Genomic DNA, 16,576 nt, shown 5'->3' on the forward strand with positions numbered 1-16,576 from the left:
CGGCGGGGATATTTGAAAACAAAAGAAAGCTAGAGCTGAACTTTTATCTGCATCCCGTCGAAAGCTGGTGTGACGTGATCAGGGGTTTCACGGTTGAGTGTGTCGTAGTCAAGATCGAGATGCATGTTGGTCAGCACCGCTTGGGACGGTCTCAGGCGATCCACCCATTCAAGTGCTTGTTCAACATTGAGGTGTGTCGGATGCGGTTCATAGCGCAGGGCATCAAGAATGAAGTATTCAAGGTTGTGCAGCATCGCAAAACCATCCTCACCCATGCTGGACACATCAGGCATGTACGCCACGTTGCCAATTCGAAAGCCAAGCGCCTCGATAGAGCCATGGGTCACGCGAATTGGCGATAGAATGATTTCGCCGCCATTGCCCGACACAGTAACATCGCCATCGATTGCATTGAGGTTCAAAATAGGCGGATAGCTTGATCCAGCCGGCTGGACAAAGGCGTATCCAAACCGCGAAATAAGGTCGTTTGTCGTGTCGCCATCGGCATAAACATCAAGGCGGCTGCGCATATTGTAAACGATCTGGCGCAGGTCATCGATGCCGTGGACATGATCTGCGTGGCTGTGGGTGTAGACAACCGCATCCAACGCGCCGACACCCGCATCAAGCAACTGGCTGCGCATATCGGGTCCAGTATCGATCAGGACCGTAGTGGTGCCTTCATCTGTGTGCTGCTCAATAAGTAGCGCACAGCGGCGACGCCTGTTTTTAGGATTACCTGGATCGCACGCCCCCCAGTTTCCGCCGTTGGGCCCCAATCGCGGAACGCCTCCTGATGAGCCGCAACCGAGTATGGTAAACACCCGCTCCATTTAGGCGGCCTTTGAGAAGAGGCGATGAAAGTTGTCTGTGGTCGCTTTGGCGAAATCATCAAGCGATATGCCGAAGACCTCTGCGCCAACCGCCGCGGTGTGGGCCGTGTAGGCGGGTTCATTTCGTTTTCCGCGAAACGGCTTTGGTGCTAAATACGGGCTGTCAGTTTCCACCAAGACACGGTCCAGTGGAGCAGCGGCAAAGATGTCGCGCACTTCTTGCGATTTGGGGAATGTCGCGATGCCCGACATGGACAGATAAAATCCCAGATCGAGAGTACGGCGCGCCAGCTCCGGCCCACTTGAAAAGCAATGCATGACACAGTCAAACGGACCCTTGGCGTAGGCCGCCTCAAGGATATCTGCCATGTCCTCATCTGCCGCGCGAGAGTGGATGATCAGCGGCAGCCCTGTTTCGCGGGCGGCATCGATGTGTACGGCAAGAGAGGTTTTTTGTACCTCAGCGCTGTCGGCCGTATAGTGATAATCCAGACCGGTCTCGCCGATGCCTACAAACTTGGGGTGCTGCGCAAGGTCAACAAGGTGTTTCACAGTGGCCATCGGCTCATCCGCGGCAGACATTGGGTGCGTACCCGCCGCATAGTAGACGGATGGAAATTCTTCAGCGATTTTGCGTACTTGTGGCTCGTTCTTCAACTTTGTGCAGATCGTTACCATTTTGCCCACACCGGCCTCAACGGCCCGCGCCACGATATCTGCGCGTTCTTCGTCAAAGTCTGGAAAATCGAGGTGGCAGTGGCTGTCGACTATCATGGTGGCTACCTTTTTGCGGCCCATTTGGCGGCTTCTTGGTCAATCTTGAGGCCCGTATCAACGACCAACACCGCAGGGTCAAGGTTGACCGCTTTGCCATGCCTAAGACGTGCGCCAATGTCTTGGTGAAGTGCCGCCCATGCCTTTCCCGCAGCTTGATTAGGGCAAAGGCGTTGTAGCAGCGCGCCTTCGTTGTGTGCTGCCTCCACGGATGGTGCACCTGTAATGCCGGTGCGTGCGATCCGTGACAACAACGTGTCAATCTGGTTCAAAAATAGATCAAACTGGGGTGCCTTGGCGCGGCCAATCATGCCGTCGCCGAGTTTACTGAGTTTAGCTCGGTCAAGGCCTGGCGCGTTTTGGAGTAACTCAACCAGTCGGGCATATGTATCAAGACCGCCAAGGTTCAGTAGCCTTAACGCTTCCCCAACAGAGCCATCTGCGAGAGCGTTCAGGTGATCCATATTCGTGGGAAGTGGTACACCCGCTTGCGCCAAGGCTTGGGTCATATCCTCTGCAGATAACCTGTTGAAAGACAGCGTACGGCACCGTGACCTAATGGTTGGCAGCAGGCGCGAAGGCTGATGGCAGATCAGCAAAAGCGTGGTGTTTGCAGGTGGCTCCTCAAGCAGCTTCAAGATGGCATTCGCGGTCTGAACATTCATTTCATCCGCCGCATCAATGATCACAACGCGCGGTGTGCCGTCGGCCGCAGACATGGTCAGAAATTCTTTGAGCCTGCGTGCCTCATCGACGGTGATTACAGTCTTAAGTTTGCTTTTGTCCTTCTCATCGACGGCGCGACGCAAGACGAACAGCCCGCTTTCGGATCCGGCGGCCATTCGGCGTGCAACGGGATGCTCTGGATAAATGTGCAATGTGCTGGGCGCCGCCGTATCGCCGAACATATCCGGCTTTCCCGCTGGGGGCGTGGCGATCAGAAATCTTGCAAAGTGATAAGCGAATGTCGCTTTGCCGGTACCGCGCGGGCCTTGCAGCATCCACGCGTGATGTTGCCGCCCAGAGGTGAATGCATCAAGTACCGCAGCCTCCGCCGCCCCATGCCCAAACAGGCGTGTGGTTTCGCGCGGATGTGGCGCACCTTCAATGCGGTCGGGTTCGGGCAGATCAGACATAGCAAAGGTGTGCCACGGGTCTGGGGCAGGTAAAAGCGCTAATTGCGCCTTCTAAATGACTGCGGCTTGGACGTCGTGCCAGACGTCCTCAATGGACCTGTTTCCATCAATCACCCGCCAACGGGCAGGATCCTGTTTGGCGAGATCAAGGAACCCTGTACGAAGGGCCTGCTGAAATTCGAGGCCCATGTCCTCAAAGCGGTCTTCGCCGCTTGATCTGGCCAAGCCGCGTTGCAGCGCTGTTTTCGGGTCCATGTCGATCAATATCGTCAGGTCAGGTTCACGCTCAATCATCAAACTGTGCAACGCATCTACTTTGCTGCGTAAATCGCCACGGGTCGCACCTTGATAGACCCGTGTGCTGTCGGCAAAGCGGTCACTGATCACCGTTGTGCCGCGTTCAAGGGCAGGGCGGATGGTCTTTTCAAGGTGGTCACGACGGGCCGCTGTGAATAATAAAAGCTCTGTTTCAGCGGACCAGCGATCTGGCTCCCCCTCAACCAGCAGGCGGCGAATTTCTTCGGCACCGGTTGAACCACCGGGTTCGCGGGTCAAAATTGCGTTGGGCAGGGCGTCAGCAAGGCGGCGCGCTTGGGTCGATTTGCCAGAGCCATCGATGCCCTCAAAAGTAATGAAACGTGCAGTCATGGATTAATTCGTCGCCATAAGGGGAACTGTTGGTCCGGCTATTTTGCGGATGACAACGCGGCTTGCGGTGCGCATGCGGCTCAGAAAGCCACCGGCAGAAACGTCGTGTTCAGCAACTAACGGGATACGGGTGTCGGGAAGGCCATTAACACTTACCACCAATTCGGCCAGAACATCGCCTTTCAAGATTGGTGCTTCGATCGGGCCTGTGTAGGCGACTTCGGCCTTTACCTGATCCGCAGCCAAGACGGGGAGCAGCATGGAAAGATCCTGCGCAACCGCAAGGCCCACCAGCGGCAAATCACCATTCCAAACCTCAGCATCGGCAACCTTGGTACCGGCCGTGATGATATCTTTCTGAGCGAACTGACGAAAAGCCCAATCAACGATGCGTTCTGCTTCTTCGGCGCGTCCCGCTGCGGTTTCGAGGCCAGTGATTACAAAAATTACACGGCGATCACCTTGTTTTGCGCTACCCACAAGGCCGTAACCCGCTTCTTGTGTGTGGCCGGTTTTCAGGCCGTCTGCCCCAATATCAAGTGCCAGTAAAGGATTGCGGTTCAACCGGTTTGAGCTTTCTGTCGGGTCAAATAAAAATTCGCGTTGTGCAAAAAGGGGGTAGTGCTGGGGGAAGTCTTTGATCAGCAGGTCCGCAAGCGTGCCAAGGTCGCGCATCGACATGCGATGGTCGGGTGCGGGCCATCCGTTGGAGTTGGTGAAATTGCTGTCCATCATCCCCAATTGGCGCGCGCGGGCAGTCATCATTTTCGCAAAGCCAGCCTCGGTGCCGTCTACGCTAAGCGCCTCGGCAATGACTGCGCAGGCGTCGTTGCCCGACAAAACAATGATGCCCGTTATGAGGTCCGCGACACTGACGCGTTCGCCGCGTCTAAGAAACAAAGTAGAGCCGCCATAGTTCATCGCGTTTTGACTAACGAGCAGCTCTTCATCCATGCTGAGCCTGCCGTCTTCTACAGCTTCAAACGCCATATAAAGTGTCATCAGTTTGGACATTGACGCCGGTGGCAAAGGTTTCGATGCGTTCTTGGCCAGCAGTACCGTGCCGGTTGTCTGATCGATGACGTAAGCGGCCGTAGCGCGGGTTTCAAAACTATGGGCAGCGCTGAGGGGCAGTATCAAAAATGCCAAAACGATGAGTAACCGGTGGGTCATATGTGCCTCATTGCTGATCTGAGCATGCGCCGTGATCTTGGCGCGTGCTGTCTAATTGGTGACGTAATAGGCGTCATTAAAGCCGCGTGATTTGACCTTTTTCAACAGCCCCGCGCGTTCAGATGTATTGGTCGCTGGCCCAACGATGACGCGCCAAAAAGTTTTGTCATTGCTGGTGCCTTGAAGAACCTGCGGGATAATGCCCGCCTGACGCATCGCCTCAGCAGTGTTCTTTGCGTTTTGCTCAACGTTGAAAATGCCAATTTGAATAAACGGCTTATTCAACGTGGACACAGCGGGGCGTGGTGTTGGTTTGGCCGCTGGCGGCTGTTCCGTTGATGCATCAATGGCGTTGGCAGCGGTGGTCACAATATCATCGAGAGGCTGCGCTTCAACTGCGGCTGGTTTTTCAATGGCTGTTTGCGCAGGCGTGGTTTGCGTTGGTTCTTCCACTGCTTCACGGCGCAAAGCCGTCACATTGAGCGGCACCGGCTGTCCCGCCAACACCCCGATTGCGTCTGCGGCATCTGAGGAAAGCTGAAGGCTGGGGCCGGGATTGTCGCGTTCACGGCGAAAAAGAGCACCGATAACAAATTTACCGTTCGCTTGATTTCGAATAATGACCCGCTCGGGATCTTTCACATCAGGGTGGGCCACCCAGACACCACCCAAGCTTGGGCGTCCATCCCAAAGGCCTGTTTCTGTCACTTGAAACACGTCTGGTGCTTCGACGTCGCGTTCAACAAGTCGCGCGGTAGTTGCGGGCGTCACGGTCGCATCGGGGCTTGTTTGCAGGGCTTTAAGGGACAGCTGACCGTTCTCGTCACACCCCGAAAGCAGCACCGCCGCTGCCAAAAAAGCGCCAACGGAATGCACTGTCGTGATGCGTTTTGCAGCCATAATTCTGTCCGTCCTGTGTGCCTGCTGTGCGACAAGGTTGACCCTGTTCGCTATCTAATTTCCACAACCTTATCGAAAGGTCATGCTTTTGAAAAGCGACGGAAATGCTTTAGGCAACATTCCCCACTTTTCGAATCAAAATTTGCACGCTACACGGTCCAAACGCGGAGGTTTGGCAGAGTGGTCGAATGCACCGGTTTTGAAAACCGACGTACGTGAGAGCGTACCCAGGGTTCGAATCCCTGAGCCTCCGCCACCTTTATTTAAATTTGATTTCTAGGTGGTTAGCGGCTTTAGCTAAACCTGGCTGGTTTGGAGCAAAGCTCGAAGGGCTATGCAGATTACCCACTGCACAGCACATCCGGCCTTTAGCTATTCTCAGAAAACCAAATTAAAGCAACTCATCCCAAACCTGCGATCAGTTTGGGGATGTTGGTTTTGAATTTGAAGAAACCTGCCGTGGCATAGGGCCAAGCTTGCGCGTCATAGTCTGGCATCGCTTGGGTCAATGCTATTCCTTTACCTTTCAAGGCCTTGTCGAGCTTCTTTAAAGTGTCATTGGCGGGGCCTACGGGGGCGTAGTTTGCAGCGACTTGATCGCATTCCAGATCCGCGGCCATCTGTGCGATGGCTTCCACATCCAAAATTTCCGGGGTCATTCCCAATTTGTCTGCGAAGCGCTCACCGGTGTCTTGAAGCCCGTCTTCTGTGAATACCCGCACGTTTTCCGCTACGTTCAGCGGCGTGCGTGCATCGTGACAAGCTAGGGCAGCTGCGCCGACAACTTCACATCCTCGGGTTGCGTTCAGCACGGTCGAAAGCGCCATGTCATCTTCGTGGATCACGATTAGTGTCCGTGCGCCGGCTTGGGGCGCATCTGGTGTTTTGATCGGTTGCCGGTCGGGGTTTGCAAAGCCGCTCAGAGGTTCCGCGTGGGGGGCAAGGCCCGTTGGCCTAAAACGCCCTTCGGTGTATTTTGTGATGTTGTCGGGGCGGGCCAGATAGGTCTTGCCCACGGTTTGAAGTCCGCCGACCCACCGCCATGAGCAGGTGTTTGATGCGGCATCGCCGTCAAGCAGGTGGCGCATGAAGAAATCCGCGCCCAACTCCCAAGGTAGCCGAAGCGTGAAGATCCAGATTGATGCGAACCACATCCGTGCGTGATTGTGCAGATAACCTGTCTCAGCCAGCTCTTTCGCCCAATGATCAAAACAGTCGATCCCCGTGGTGCCGGCGCACGCGGCTTCCCACTCGGCGCGCAGCCCACTTTGGGTCTGCACATTGTTCAGCGCCGCGTTCAGCCCTTGCTTATACATCCCCCAAACTGGCGCGCGCATCTCAAGCCAGCCCTTCCAATAGGTGCGCCAGTAGACTTCTTGAACGAATTTTTCGAGACTTTGTGCGCTGTATCGTCCCAGAACTGTACGCAAGACTTCTTCTTCTGTGATCAGTCTGTGACGGATATAGGGAGAGAGTTGTGACACGCCTTCGTGGCCTGCAACGTCATAATTTCTCCGCAGGCCATAGCGCCCTGCGCGTGGCACGAATGAGGAGAGGCGCTCGAGCGCGGCGGTGCGGGTCGGGGGGAAATGTGTTTGTGTCATGGGCGGCAGATAACGCGCCATGAAGTGGTTTCAACAAAAAGCCTCGCGCCGCCTTGCAGCCCGCTATCACGCGTCCTAATCTTATCTTAGTAAATTGAGGCTACTAAGTAGCGGCACACACATGCAGGATGAGGCATTCCCATGAAAGATCCAGTCGAAACATATATGAACCTTGTCCCTATGGTTGTTGAGCAAACCAGCCGTGGCGAACGCGCCTATGACATTTTCTCGCGTCTTTTGAAGGAGCGGATCATCTTTTTGAACGGCCCCGTCCATGATGGCATGTCGCAGCTTGTCGTGGCGCAGTTGCTCCACCTTGAGGCTGAAAATCCGTCCAAAGAGATCAGCATGTACATCAACTCACCAGGTGGTGTGGTGACGTCAGGTTTGTCCATTTATGACACCATGCAGTACATCCGTCCCAAAGTATCAACGCTTGTGATTGGTCAGGCGGCATCAATGGGCTCGCTTTTGCTGACGGCTGGCGAAAAAGGTATGCGCTTTTCTCTGCCAAACAGCCGCGTGATGGTTCACCAGCCTTCTGGCGGATACCAAGGGCAGGCGACAGACATCATGATCCATGCTCAGGAAACGCAAAAGCTGAAGACCCGTTTGAATGAAATTTACGTCAAGCACACGGGCAATAAATTGAAAGACGTCGAAGCAGCGCTTGAGCGTGATAACTTCATGTCGCCCGAAGAGGCAAAAGACTGGGGTTTGATCGACGAGATCGTTGAAAACCGCTCCAAAGGTGACGACGCGTAGTGACGCTTTTCCATCGGAATACTTGGGCCGGACATGAATGTGTTAAGCCCTTGTTAACCTTTGATTGCAGCACCGCTTAAACGATTAGAAGAATGCCCCCAATTTCTCGAAATGGGGGCATTTTCGCATTGTAGCCGATTTTTGCCTGTCTTAGCATGGGTCGACGTCAAGATGGCACCAAACGCAACTCGGGGGACACGCCCCCAAAGGATGATACTATGACCAACCAAGCAAGCGGCGACGGAAAGAACACACTTTACTGCAGCTTTTGCGGTAAATCGCAGCATGAGGTGCGCAAACTTATCGCGGGTCCAACGGTATTCATTTGTGATGAATGCGTTGAATTGTGCATGGATATCATCCGTGAAGAGACAAAAGCGACCGGTCTGAAGTCATCCGAAGGCGTGCCAACGCCGCTCGAGATTTGTGGCGTGTTGGACGATTATGTCATTGGCCAAGCCAAGGCAAAGCGCGTGCTGTCGGTGGCGGTTCACAACCACTACAAACGACTGAACCATGCTGGCAACGGCTCAGACATCGAGTTGGCGAAATCAAACATCATGCTGATCGGGCCAACGGGGTGCGGAAAAACACTTCTTGCCCAAACTCTTGCGCGCATTCTTGATGTGCCCTTCACCATGGCCGACGCCACCACATTGACCGAAGCCGGTTATGTTGGGGAAGACGTTGAAAACATTATTTTGAAGTTGCTGCAGGCGTCTGAATATAACGTCGAGCGCGCACAGCGCGGCATCGTCTACATCGACGAAGTTGATAAAATTACACGTAAGTCTGACAATCCATCAATTACCCGCGATGTGTCGGGCGAGGGCGTGCAGCAGGCTCTGCTGAAGATCATGGAAGGTACAGTTGCGTCTGTGCCCCCCCAAGGTGGGCGCAAGCATCCACAGCAAGAGTTTTTGCAGGTGGACACAACCAACATTCTGTTCATTTGCGGCGGGGCGTTTGCAGGCCTCGATAAGATCATTGCGCAGCGCGGCAAGGGATCTGCGATGGGCTTTGGGGCTGACGTCAAAGACGAAAGCCAAAAGACTGTGGGTGAGTACTTCAAAGACCTCGAACCTGAGGATCTGCTGAAATTCGGCCTGATCCCGGAGTTTGTTGGCCGCTTGCCTGTTATTGCGACGCTCGAAGACTTGGACGAAGACGCTCTGGTTACGATCTTGACCCAGCCTAAGAACGCGCTGGTGAAGCAATACCAACGCTTATTTGAGCTTGAAGATGTTCAGCTGACTTTCACCGATGATGCGTTGTCCGCGATTTCCAAGCGCGCGATTGAGCGTAAAACTGGTGCGCGTGGCCTGCGCTCGATCCTCGAAGACATCTTGCTTGATACCATGTTTGACATGCCCGGTCAGGAAAGCGTCACCGAGGTGGTGGTCAATGAAGAAGCTGTTAATTCTGACGCAGAACCCTTGCTGATCCACGGTGATACAAAGGCTAAAGAAGACGCTACCGCATGATCAAGCGCATCCACTCCGGAGGAGAATTTGAAGCCAAGATTGGTTATTGCCGCGCGGTTGTTGCGGGTGGATTCGCGTTTGTCGCCGGTACCGTTGGTCAAGGTGATGACGTTGTCAGCCAATGCGGTTCAGCGCTTGGGACCATCAAGAATGCGTTGACCGAGGCGGGCTCCGACATCTCCAAAGCGGTGCGCGTTACGTATTACTTGCCCGACATCACTGAGTTTGAGGCCTGCTGGCCGCAGCTTTCTGAGGCGTTCGGTGATAATCCGCCTGCGGCCACGGTGATTGAAGCAAAGCTTTTGCATCCGCGCTTCCGGATTGAGATCGAAGTTACAGCGCTGGCCTAACCGCACTGCGCAGATCGTATGCAAAACGTAATCTGCCTAGACGTTGGGGCACAAATGCGGCATAGCAAGGCAAGCAGATCAAAGAGGGCACCCATGGGTATTTTGAACTTCGTGAAACGGGCCGCCGTTTGGTGGGACGGACAAACACTCGGAACACAGCTATGGACGTGGCGCAAAGGCACTTTGGTCGGCCAAGATTCCCAAGGAAATCAGTTTTATCAAAGCAAAGACGCCGCGCGCCGTTGGGTGATTTTCAATGGCGAAGCAGATGCTTCGCGGGTTGATCCGGACTGGCATGGCTGGCTGCACCACACGTGGAACGAAACGCCCACAGATGCACCACTGGCACACAAGCCATGGGAAAAAGAGCACCTGCCGAACCTAACTGGTACAACCCTTGCCTATGCGCCCGCAGGGTCTATCCGTAAAGGCGACCCAGCACCGCGTAGCGACTATGAGGCGTGGACGCCGGAGTAAGTCACGGGGTTCTGACCGATTTTTCTGTAAATAGGCAAAGGTGTTTGCATGACGTATTCCCGCGGTGAAATTGCCCTTGGTGGCGTCGTTCTGGCGGCAGCTACTGCCTTTTTGATCTATGCAGCAGGCCTGACAGGGTTTGGAGCAAGCTCTGGTGGCCAATTCACGCTACAAGCAAGCTTTCGTAGTGCCGATGGTGTCGCAGTTGGGACAGATGTTCGGTTGGCTGGCGTCAAGATTGGCGCTGTTACGGCGATGGATTTGAACCCTGTCACCTACCGCGCTGAAACGAAACTGGCGATCGCAGATGGCGTTGAAATCCCCGATGATAGTGCAATCTCAATTGAATCTGAGGGCCTTCTTGGCGGTAACTTCGTCAACATTTCCCCCGGTGGGTCAGAGTTCTACTTTGCTAGCGGCGATGAGGTTGAAGACACCCAAAGTGCCGTTAGCCTGATCACACTGCTGCTGCGTTTTGTCGGTGGATCGACTGAATGACAGTGGTTTGGCGTTCTTTTGTTGCGCTATTTCTATCCGCGTCTGCCAGTTTCGCGCAATCTGCTGACACTGCAACAGGCGGTACTCTACGCGTCCTCGACAAAACCAACGGCACTGTTTCAGACTTTGACCTTGCATCAGGTCAGTCGGCTCAAAAAGGCTTGATTAGCGTACAGCTGCGCGAATGCCGGTACCCCACGTCAAACCCGACAGGCGATGCCTTCGCGCTGATTACAGTGCGTGCGCAAGGCGCTAGTGATCCCGTCTTTGACGGTTGGATGATTGCATCTGCACCGGCGCTGAATGCGCTAGAACACCCGCGCTATGACGTCTGGGTATTGCGTTGTAAAACATCCTGAGGGCTTGGCGCACGCCCGTCTGTGAACGCAAAATTAGCACTTTGAGAGAGCGCCATCCCAAGACGGCGATGATATTCCGTCCGTGGAATTTCTACAGCACCAAGGCTGGCGAGGTGATCTGTAAGAAACTGAGTATCAAACAAGCTAAACCCTTGGGTCCGCAGCATATCGATCAAATAGGCGAGTGCAATTTTTGATCCATTAGTCGCGTTCGAAAACATGCTTTCGCCAAAAAACGCAGTTCCTATGGCCACCCCGTAAACACCGCCAATCAGGCTATTGTTTTCGCCGCGTACCTCAATTGAGTGGGCATCCCCGCGGTTATGCAGTTCGAGGTACAGCTCTTTGATCTGCGCGTTGATCCAGGTTTCGGTTCGCGCTGCACATTGATCAACGACTTCTTCAAACGCCTGATTAAGGGTGACGCTGTGCGGTGTGGTGCGCATCGCTTTTGCCAGTGACCGTGAGATGTGAAAACGGTCCAGCTCGAAGATGCCGCGCTGACGTGGGTCGACCCAGAAGACCTCATTGACCTCACGACCTTCTGACATCGGGAAAATACCCGAGCGATAGGCTTGAAGCACCAGATCGGAGCTGAGTTTTTCCATTGGCATGTGGCATGAGCCTTTCTTGCGTAGCGTGCGCCAGCTTGGCCCAAAAAGAAAGGGCCAGTCTTTCAACTGGCCCGATGTATTATGTTTTCAAGGGCTTAGCCCTGCAAGTTTGTTTCAAGCCAGTGTTCAAGCCAATGGATATCATAATTACCATCCAGAATGTCTTGCTCTGCCAGAAGTGCGTAAAACAGCGGAACAGTTGTATCGACACCGTCAACAATCAGCTCTCCCAAGGCACGGTTGAGACGCGCTAAAGCTTCGGGGCGGTCGCGTCCATGAACGATCAATTTGCCGATCAAGCTGTCGTAGTAGGGCGGGATTGAATAGCCATCATAGAGGGCGGAATCCATACGCACCCCCAAGCCGCCGGGCGCGTGATACTGGGTGATCTTGCCGGGGCAGGGCGCAAAGTTTGGCAGGCGCTCTGCATTGATCCGAACTTCGATGGAGTGGCCGTTGATCTCAAGATCGTCTTGGCCAAACGTCATATCTTCACCGGCCGCCACAAGGATTTGTTCGCGGACCAGATCAACGCCAAAGATGCCCTCAGTAACGGGGTGTTCCACTTGAAGGCGGGTGTTCATCTCGATGAAGTAAAATTCGCCATTCTCATAAAGAAACTCGATTGTGCCTGCGCCGATATAGTTGATGTCGGCCACAGCATTTGCACAGATTTCCCCAATCTTAGCGCGCGTTTCGGCGTCAATTGAGGGCCCGGGAGCCTCTTCAAAGACCTTTTGGTGGCGACGTTGCAGTGAGCAGTCGCGCTCCCCGAGGTGAACGGCTTTGCCCTTACCGTCGCCAAACACCTGAATTTCGATGTGGCGCGGTGTATCGAGGTATTTCTCAATATAGACTTCATCGTTGCCGAAGTTTGCTTTGCCTTCAGAACGCGCAGTGCGGAAAGCGTTAGTCATTTCCTCTTCGGAATTGGCCACTTTCATGCCTTTACCGCCGCCACCTGCAGTTGCTTTGATGATTACCGGATAGCCAATGTCACGACCAACTTGCAGCGCGGTTTCAAGATCAGGCACGCCACCGTCAGAGCCTGGAACACATGGCACGCCAAGGCGTTTCATTGTGTCTTTGGCTGTGATCTTGTCACCCATGACACGGATGTGCTCGGCTGTGGGGCCAATAAAGGTGATCCCGTGATCCTGCAAAATCTGCACGAAATTAGCGTTCTCAGACAAAAAGCCATAGCCGGGGTGGATCGCTTGGGCGCCGGTTACTTCGCAAGCTGCAACAATCGCGGCAACGTTCAGGTAACTGTCAGTAGATGAGGGCGGCCCGATACAGATGGCTTCGTCGGCCATGCGTACGTGCATCGCGTCACTGTCAGCTGTTGAGTGGACTGCAACGCTGCCGATGCCCATCTCGCGGCAAGCACGGATGACGCGAAGGGCAATCTCGCCGCGGTTCGCAATGAGGATTTTATCGAACATGCTGACTGCCTTATTCGATGATCATCAAAGGTGCGCCGAACTCAACTGCGTCACCATCAGCAACCAAGATACGTTTCACTGTGCCTGAGCGCGGGGCGGGGATGTGGTTCATCGTTTTCATTGCTTCGATGATCAACACGGTGTCGCCTTCGTTGACTTGTGCGCCAACGCTTACAAACGCGGGGCTACCGGGTTCGGCCTGCAGATACGCTGTGCCGACCATGGGTGAGGCCACTGCGCCGGGGTGATCTGATGGGTCCTCACTGGCAGCAGTTGCTGCGGGCGCTGCTGCGGCGGGCGCTGGCGCTGCGGCAACTGGTGCTGCAACGGCGGCCACTGCAGGGGCTGCGGCTTGGACCACATTTGTTTGTTTGCTCACACGCACGTTTAGGCTGTCGTTTTCGCCGTAGTCGCGTTTTACCTGCAATTCAGTCAGTTCGTTTTCATTCAAAAGAGCTGCAAGTGCCTGAATAAACTCAACATCTGTCTCGTGGGGTTTCTTCGCCATGATCTTATTATCCCTCTGATCTTCCCGTGGGCTATTACCACTTATTCCGCTCGTGTATAGGCCAAGGTTTTCCCAAGGGAAAGCACCCGCATGTTGTTTTCACATGCAGGTGCTGATCACGTTTTCGGGGAAGGGGAGCCGAAAGTGGCTTAGCCCTTTCGGTTCATCCGATTTTCGATCAGATCGTCCACCACACTTGGGTCCGCAAGTGTTGAGGTGTCGCCCAGTGTCGCAAAGTCATCTTCGGCGATCTTGCGCAAAATACGGCGCATGATTTTGCCCGAGCGTGTTTTCGGCAAACCCGGTGCCCATTGGATCAGGTCCGGCTTGGCGATTGGCCCGATTTCTGAGCGCACCCATGTTTCAAGCTCTTTGCGCAGCGCGTCTGATGGCTCTTCACCGGTCATCAGGGTGACATAGGCGTAGATACCTTGCCCTTTGATGTCATGGGGGTAGCCCACAACAGCGCTTTCGGCGACTTTGGCATGCGCAACCAATGCGCTTTCAACTTCCGCCGTCCCCATGCGGTGGCCAGATACGTTGATCACGTCGTCCACACGGCCAGTGATCCAGTAATCACCGTCTGCGTCGCGGCGGCACCCGTCACCTGTGAAATAGTAGCCTTTGTAGTCTGAGAAATACGTTTTCTCAAAACGCTCATGGTCGCCCCAAACAGTGCGCATTTGACCCGGCCAGCTGTCTTTGATGACAAGAACGCCTTCAACGTCGTTACCGTGGATTTCCTCGCCAGAGGTTGCGTCCAGAACTGCAGGCTCAATGCCGAAGAATGGTTGTTGCGCCGAGCCCGGCTTGAGGGTTGTTGCACCAGGCATCGGTGTCATCAAGTGACCACCCGTTTCTGTTTGCCACCATGTGTCAACGATGGGGCAGGTACCTTTGCCGACAACGTCGTTGTACCAATTCCACGCCTCTGGGTTGATCGGCTCACCAACCGTGCCCAAAACTTTGAGCGCTGACAAATCGCATTTTTCCACAAACTCGTTACCTTGCCCCATCAAGGCGCGGATGGCGGTCGGAGCTGTGTAGAATTGGTTTACGCTGTGCTTTTCGCAAACCTGCCAAAAACGGCTGGCATCGGGATAGGTTGGGACACCTTCAAACATCACTGTGGTCGCACCATTAGCGAGGGGGCCGTAGACGATATAGCTGTGGCCCGTGACCCAACCCACGTCTGCGGTGCACCAATAGACGTCACCGTCGTGGTAATCGAACGTGTATTGATGGGTCATTGCCGCATAGACAAGATAGCCGCCAGAGGTGTGCACAACGCCCTTCGGCTGACCGGTTGAACCGGATGTATATAGGATGAACAGCGGATCTTCGGCGCCCATCTCAACGGGAGCGAATGTGGTGTCTGCTTTTGCGGCCAAGGCGTTGTAATCTACGTCGCGGTCAGTCCATGCGACGTCGCCACCTGTGCGCTTTACCACAAGGCTTTTCACGCTTGCGTCACAGCTTTCAAGTGCTTTGTCGGTGTTGGATTTCAGTGCGGTGTTGCGTCCGCCCCGGGGGGCTTCATCAGCGGTAATCACAACTTTTGCTTCGCAGCCGTTGATCCGTGACGCCAGCGCATCAGGCGAGAAACCAGCAAACACGATTGAGTGGATCGCACCCATCCGCGCACAAGCCAACATGGCGTAGGCAGCTTCGGGGATCATCGGCAGGTACAGCACAACGCGGTCACCCTTGGTGACGCCAAGATCGGCAAGCACATTCGCCATGCGGCAGGTGTTGTCGTGCAACTCTTGGTAGGTGATGTGCTTTGCTTCGTCTGTCGGGCTGTCAGGCTCCCAGATGATCGCAGTTTGATTGGCGCGTGTCGCAAGATGGCGGTCGATGCAGTTGGCGGCCACGTTCAGCGTGCCATCTGCGTACCAATTAATTTTCACCTGACCTAATGTGTAATCGACGTCTTTGACCTCGGTGAACGGCTTGATCCAATCGATGCGTTTGCCTTCGTTGCCCCAGAACGCAGCGGGGTCGGCGATGCTTGCGGCGTATGTCTTGGCATAGCCTTCCGCATCAATATGGGCGTTTTTTGCAAATTCGTGTGAGGGGCTCAGGTCAGACATTTTGTCAGCCTCCTTCAATCAATTGGTAAGGGAGCGATTACGACAGCGCCATATGGGACTGTGCAGAATAAATAGAACGAGTGTGCTATGTGCGCCGCGCCAAACATCAGTTTGTGATGGGGCAGGGCGGCGCACATGAAGGTGGGGTACTTAAATCGCGAGGTACTCAGAGCGCAGCTCGGCGTTCTCCAGAACCTCTTGAGCGGTGCCGTCAAAGACGATGCCACCAGTATCAAGGATCACCGCACGGTCAGCCAACTCAAGCGCACGCACAGCGTTTTGCTCAACGATGACAGTTGTGATGCCTTGCTCTTTGATGGTCATCAGCGTCTTTTCGATCTCGTCGACGATGACGGGGGCAAGACCTTCGTAAGGCTCATCGAGCAGCAGCACTTTGATGTCGCGGGCAAGTGCGCGAGCAATCGCGAGCATCTGTTGCTCACCACCTGATAGGGTAATGCCTTCTTGCTTACGACGCTCGCCAAGGCGCGGGAACATCTCATAGAGGCGCTCGTGCGACCAACCGATGGGCGGTGCAATCTGTGCCAGTGTGATGTTTTCCTCAACGGTCAAGCCGGGGATGATGCGACGGTCTTCTGGCACAAGGCCCAGACCCGCACCGGCAGCTTGGTGGCTGGACATTTGGTGAAGCGGCTGGTGGTCGAGCCAAATCTCGCCCTTGCGTACTTCGGGGTCACCCATGCGCGCGATAGAGCGCAGGGTCGATGTTTTACCAGCACCGTTGCGGCCCAAAAGTGCGAGGATTTCACCTTCGTGGACGTTAAAGCTGACGCCTTGCACGATGTAGCTTTCGCCGTAGTAGGCGTGCATGTCCCAAACGCTAAGGAATGCTGGTGCAGTCGCGGCTTGGTTGGCGTTTTTGCTGAAGTCGGGTTTTACATTCATTGTTCTGTA

18 protein-coding genes and 1 tRNA gene are annotated in these 16,576 nt (G+C 54.6%); 7 read left to right on the forward strand and 12 right to left on the reverse strand.

The window, feature by feature from the left end:
• Nucleotides 1-29: 29 nt before the first annotated feature.
• The 6 genes from NeNHUV3_RS11895 to NeNHUV3_RS11920 are packed head-to-tail and all read right to left on the reverse strand — an operon-like array spanning nt 30 to nt 5,464.
• Nucleotides 30-833 (reverse strand): MBL fold metallo-hydrolase, encoded by an 804-nt coding sequence (locus NeNHUV3_RS11895; RefSeq protein ID WP_391481608.1) that lies wholly within the window; start codon nt 831-833, stop codon nt 30-32.
• Complete coding sequence (locus tag NeNHUV3_RS11900; protein ID WP_391481610.1) at nt 834-1,631, reverse strand: TatD family hydrolase; 798 nt, start codon at nt 1,629-1,631, stop codon at nt 834-836.
• Nucleotides 1,613-2,743, reverse strand: coding sequence for a DNA polymerase III subunit delta' (locus tag NeNHUV3_RS11905; RefSeq protein WP_391481612.1), 1,131 nt, complete (start codon nt 2,741-2,743; stop codon nt 1,613-1,615). Before NeNHUV3_RS11905 ends, NeNHUV3_RS11900 begins: the two co-directional genes overlap by 19 nt.
• Before the next feature lie 51 nt (nt 2,744-2,794).
• A complete protein-coding gene (tmk, locus tag NeNHUV3_RS11910; protein WP_391481613.1) occupies nt 2,795-3,391 on the reverse strand; it encodes a dTMP kinase in 597 nt (198 codons plus the stop codon).
• A gap of 3 nt (nt 3,392-3,394) precedes the next feature.
• On the reverse strand, nt 3,395-4,564 hold the full coding sequence (locus NeNHUV3_RS11915) for a D-alanyl-D-alanine carboxypeptidase family protein (RefSeq protein ID WP_391481615.1): 1,170 nt from the start codon (nt 4,562-4,564) through the stop codon (nt 3,395-3,397).
• Between the two features lie 51 nt (nt 4,565-4,615).
• Nucleotides 4,616-5,464 (reverse strand): SPOR domain-containing protein, encoded by an 849-nt coding sequence (locus NeNHUV3_RS11920; RefSeq protein WP_391481616.1) that lies wholly within the window; start codon nt 5,462-5,464, stop codon nt 4,616-4,618.
• Nucleotides 5,465-5,630: 166 nt separating this feature from the next.
• On the opposite strand from NeNHUV3_RS11920, the gene NeNHUV3_RS11925 reads away from it, so the two are divergent.
• Nucleotides 5,631-5,720: transfer RNA gene (locus NeNHUV3_RS11925), tRNA-Ser, on the forward strand.
• 145 nt (nt 5,721-5,865) lie between these two features.
• Here the strand turns inward: NeNHUV3_RS11925 and NeNHUV3_RS11930 are convergent.
• Nucleotides 5,866-7,068 carry an FAD-binding domain-containing protein gene (locus tag NeNHUV3_RS11930; protein ID WP_391481618.1) on the reverse strand — a complete coding sequence of 401 codons (1,203 nt, stop codon included), beginning with the start codon at nt 7,066-7,068 and terminating at the stop codon, nt 5,866-5,868.
• Nucleotides 7,069-7,209: 141 nt separating this feature from the next.
• Between NeNHUV3_RS11930 and NeNHUV3_RS11935 the strand changes: the two genes are divergently transcribed.
• The 6 genes from NeNHUV3_RS11935 (at nt 7,210) to NeNHUV3_RS11960 (ending at nt 11,001) form a co-directional block, all read left to right on the forward strand.
• On the forward strand, nt 7,210-7,833 hold the full coding sequence (locus tag NeNHUV3_RS11935; protein ID WP_048599986.1) for an ATP-dependent Clp protease proteolytic subunit: 624 nt from the start codon (nt 7,210-7,212) through the stop codon (nt 7,831-7,833).
• 218 nt (nt 7,834-8,051) lie between these two features.
• Complete coding sequence (clpX, locus tag NeNHUV3_RS11940; protein WP_048599985.1) at nt 8,052-9,317, forward strand: ATP-dependent Clp protease ATP-binding subunit ClpX; 1,266 nt, start codon at nt 8,052-8,054, stop codon at nt 9,315-9,317.
• Nucleotides 9,314-9,667 carry a Rid family hydrolase gene (locus tag NeNHUV3_RS11945; protein ID WP_391481620.1) on the forward strand — a complete coding sequence of 118 codons (354 nt, stop codon included), beginning with the start codon at nt 9,314-9,316 and terminating at the stop codon, nt 9,665-9,667. Before clpX ends, NeNHUV3_RS11945 begins: the two co-directional genes overlap by 4 nt.
• Nucleotides 9,668-9,760: 93 nt before the next feature.
• On the forward strand, nt 9,761-10,144 hold the full coding sequence (locus NeNHUV3_RS11950; RefSeq protein ID WP_391481622.1) for an NADH:ubiquinone oxidoreductase subunit NDUFA12: 384 nt from the start codon (nt 9,761-9,763) through the stop codon (nt 10,142-10,144).
• 48 nt (nt 10,145-10,192) lie between these two features.
• A complete protein-coding gene (gene mlaD / locus NeNHUV3_RS11955) occupies nt 10,193-10,642 on the forward strand; it encodes an outer membrane lipid asymmetry maintenance protein MlaD (protein ID WP_391481623.1) in 450 nt (149 codons plus the stop codon).
• On the forward strand, nt 10,639-11,001 hold the full coding sequence (locus NeNHUV3_RS11960; RefSeq protein WP_391481624.1) for a DUF2155 domain-containing protein: 363 nt from the start codon (nt 10,639-10,641) through the stop codon (nt 10,999-11,001). The genes mlaD and NeNHUV3_RS11960 overlap by 4 nt, the downstream gene beginning before the upstream one ends.
• Here the strand turns inward: NeNHUV3_RS11960 and aat are convergent.
• The 5 genes from aat to NeNHUV3_RS11985 all read right to left on the reverse strand — a co-directional run bounded on the left by aat (nt 10,965) and on the right by NeNHUV3_RS11985 (nt 16,567).
• Entirely contained in the window at nt 10,965-11,609 is a 645-nt protein-coding gene (gene aat / locus NeNHUV3_RS11965; protein ID WP_391481626.1) for a leucyl/phenylalanyl-tRNA--protein transferase, read from the reverse strand. The genes NeNHUV3_RS11960 and aat overlap by 37 nt on opposite strands.
• A 101-nt stretch (nt 11,610-11,710) precedes the next feature.
• Nucleotides 11,711-13,060, reverse strand: a complete 1,350-nt coding sequence (gene accC / locus NeNHUV3_RS11970) for an acetyl-CoA carboxylase biotin carboxylase subunit (RefSeq protein ID WP_391481627.1) — start codon at nt 13,058-13,060, stop codon at nt 11,711-11,713.
• Nucleotides 13,061-13,070: 10 nt separating this feature from the next.
• Nucleotides 13,071-13,568, reverse strand: coding sequence for an acetyl-CoA carboxylase biotin carboxyl carrier protein (gene accB / locus NeNHUV3_RS11975; RefSeq protein WP_341247295.1), 498 nt, complete (start codon nt 13,566-13,568; stop codon nt 13,071-13,073).
• Nucleotides 13,569-13,717: 149 nt separating this feature from the next.
• Nucleotides 13,718-15,661 carry an acetate--CoA ligase gene (gene acs / locus NeNHUV3_RS11980; RefSeq protein WP_391481628.1) on the reverse strand — a complete coding sequence of 648 codons (1,944 nt, stop codon included), beginning with the start codon at nt 15,659-15,661 and terminating at the stop codon, nt 13,718-13,720.
• A gap of 150 nt (nt 15,662-15,811) precedes the next feature.
• Nucleotides 15,812-16,567 (reverse strand): ABC transporter ATP-binding protein, encoded by a 756-nt coding sequence (locus tag NeNHUV3_RS11985; protein ID WP_048599977.1) that lies wholly within the window; start codon nt 16,565-16,567, stop codon nt 15,812-15,814.
• Between the last annotated feature and the right edge of the window lie 9 nt (nt 16,568-16,576).

This window comes from Nereida sp. NH-UV-3 (genome assembly GCF_042939535.1).
Lineage (GTDB): Bacteria > Pseudomonadota > Alphaproteobacteria > Rhodobacterales > Rhodobacteraceae > Nereida > Nereida ignava.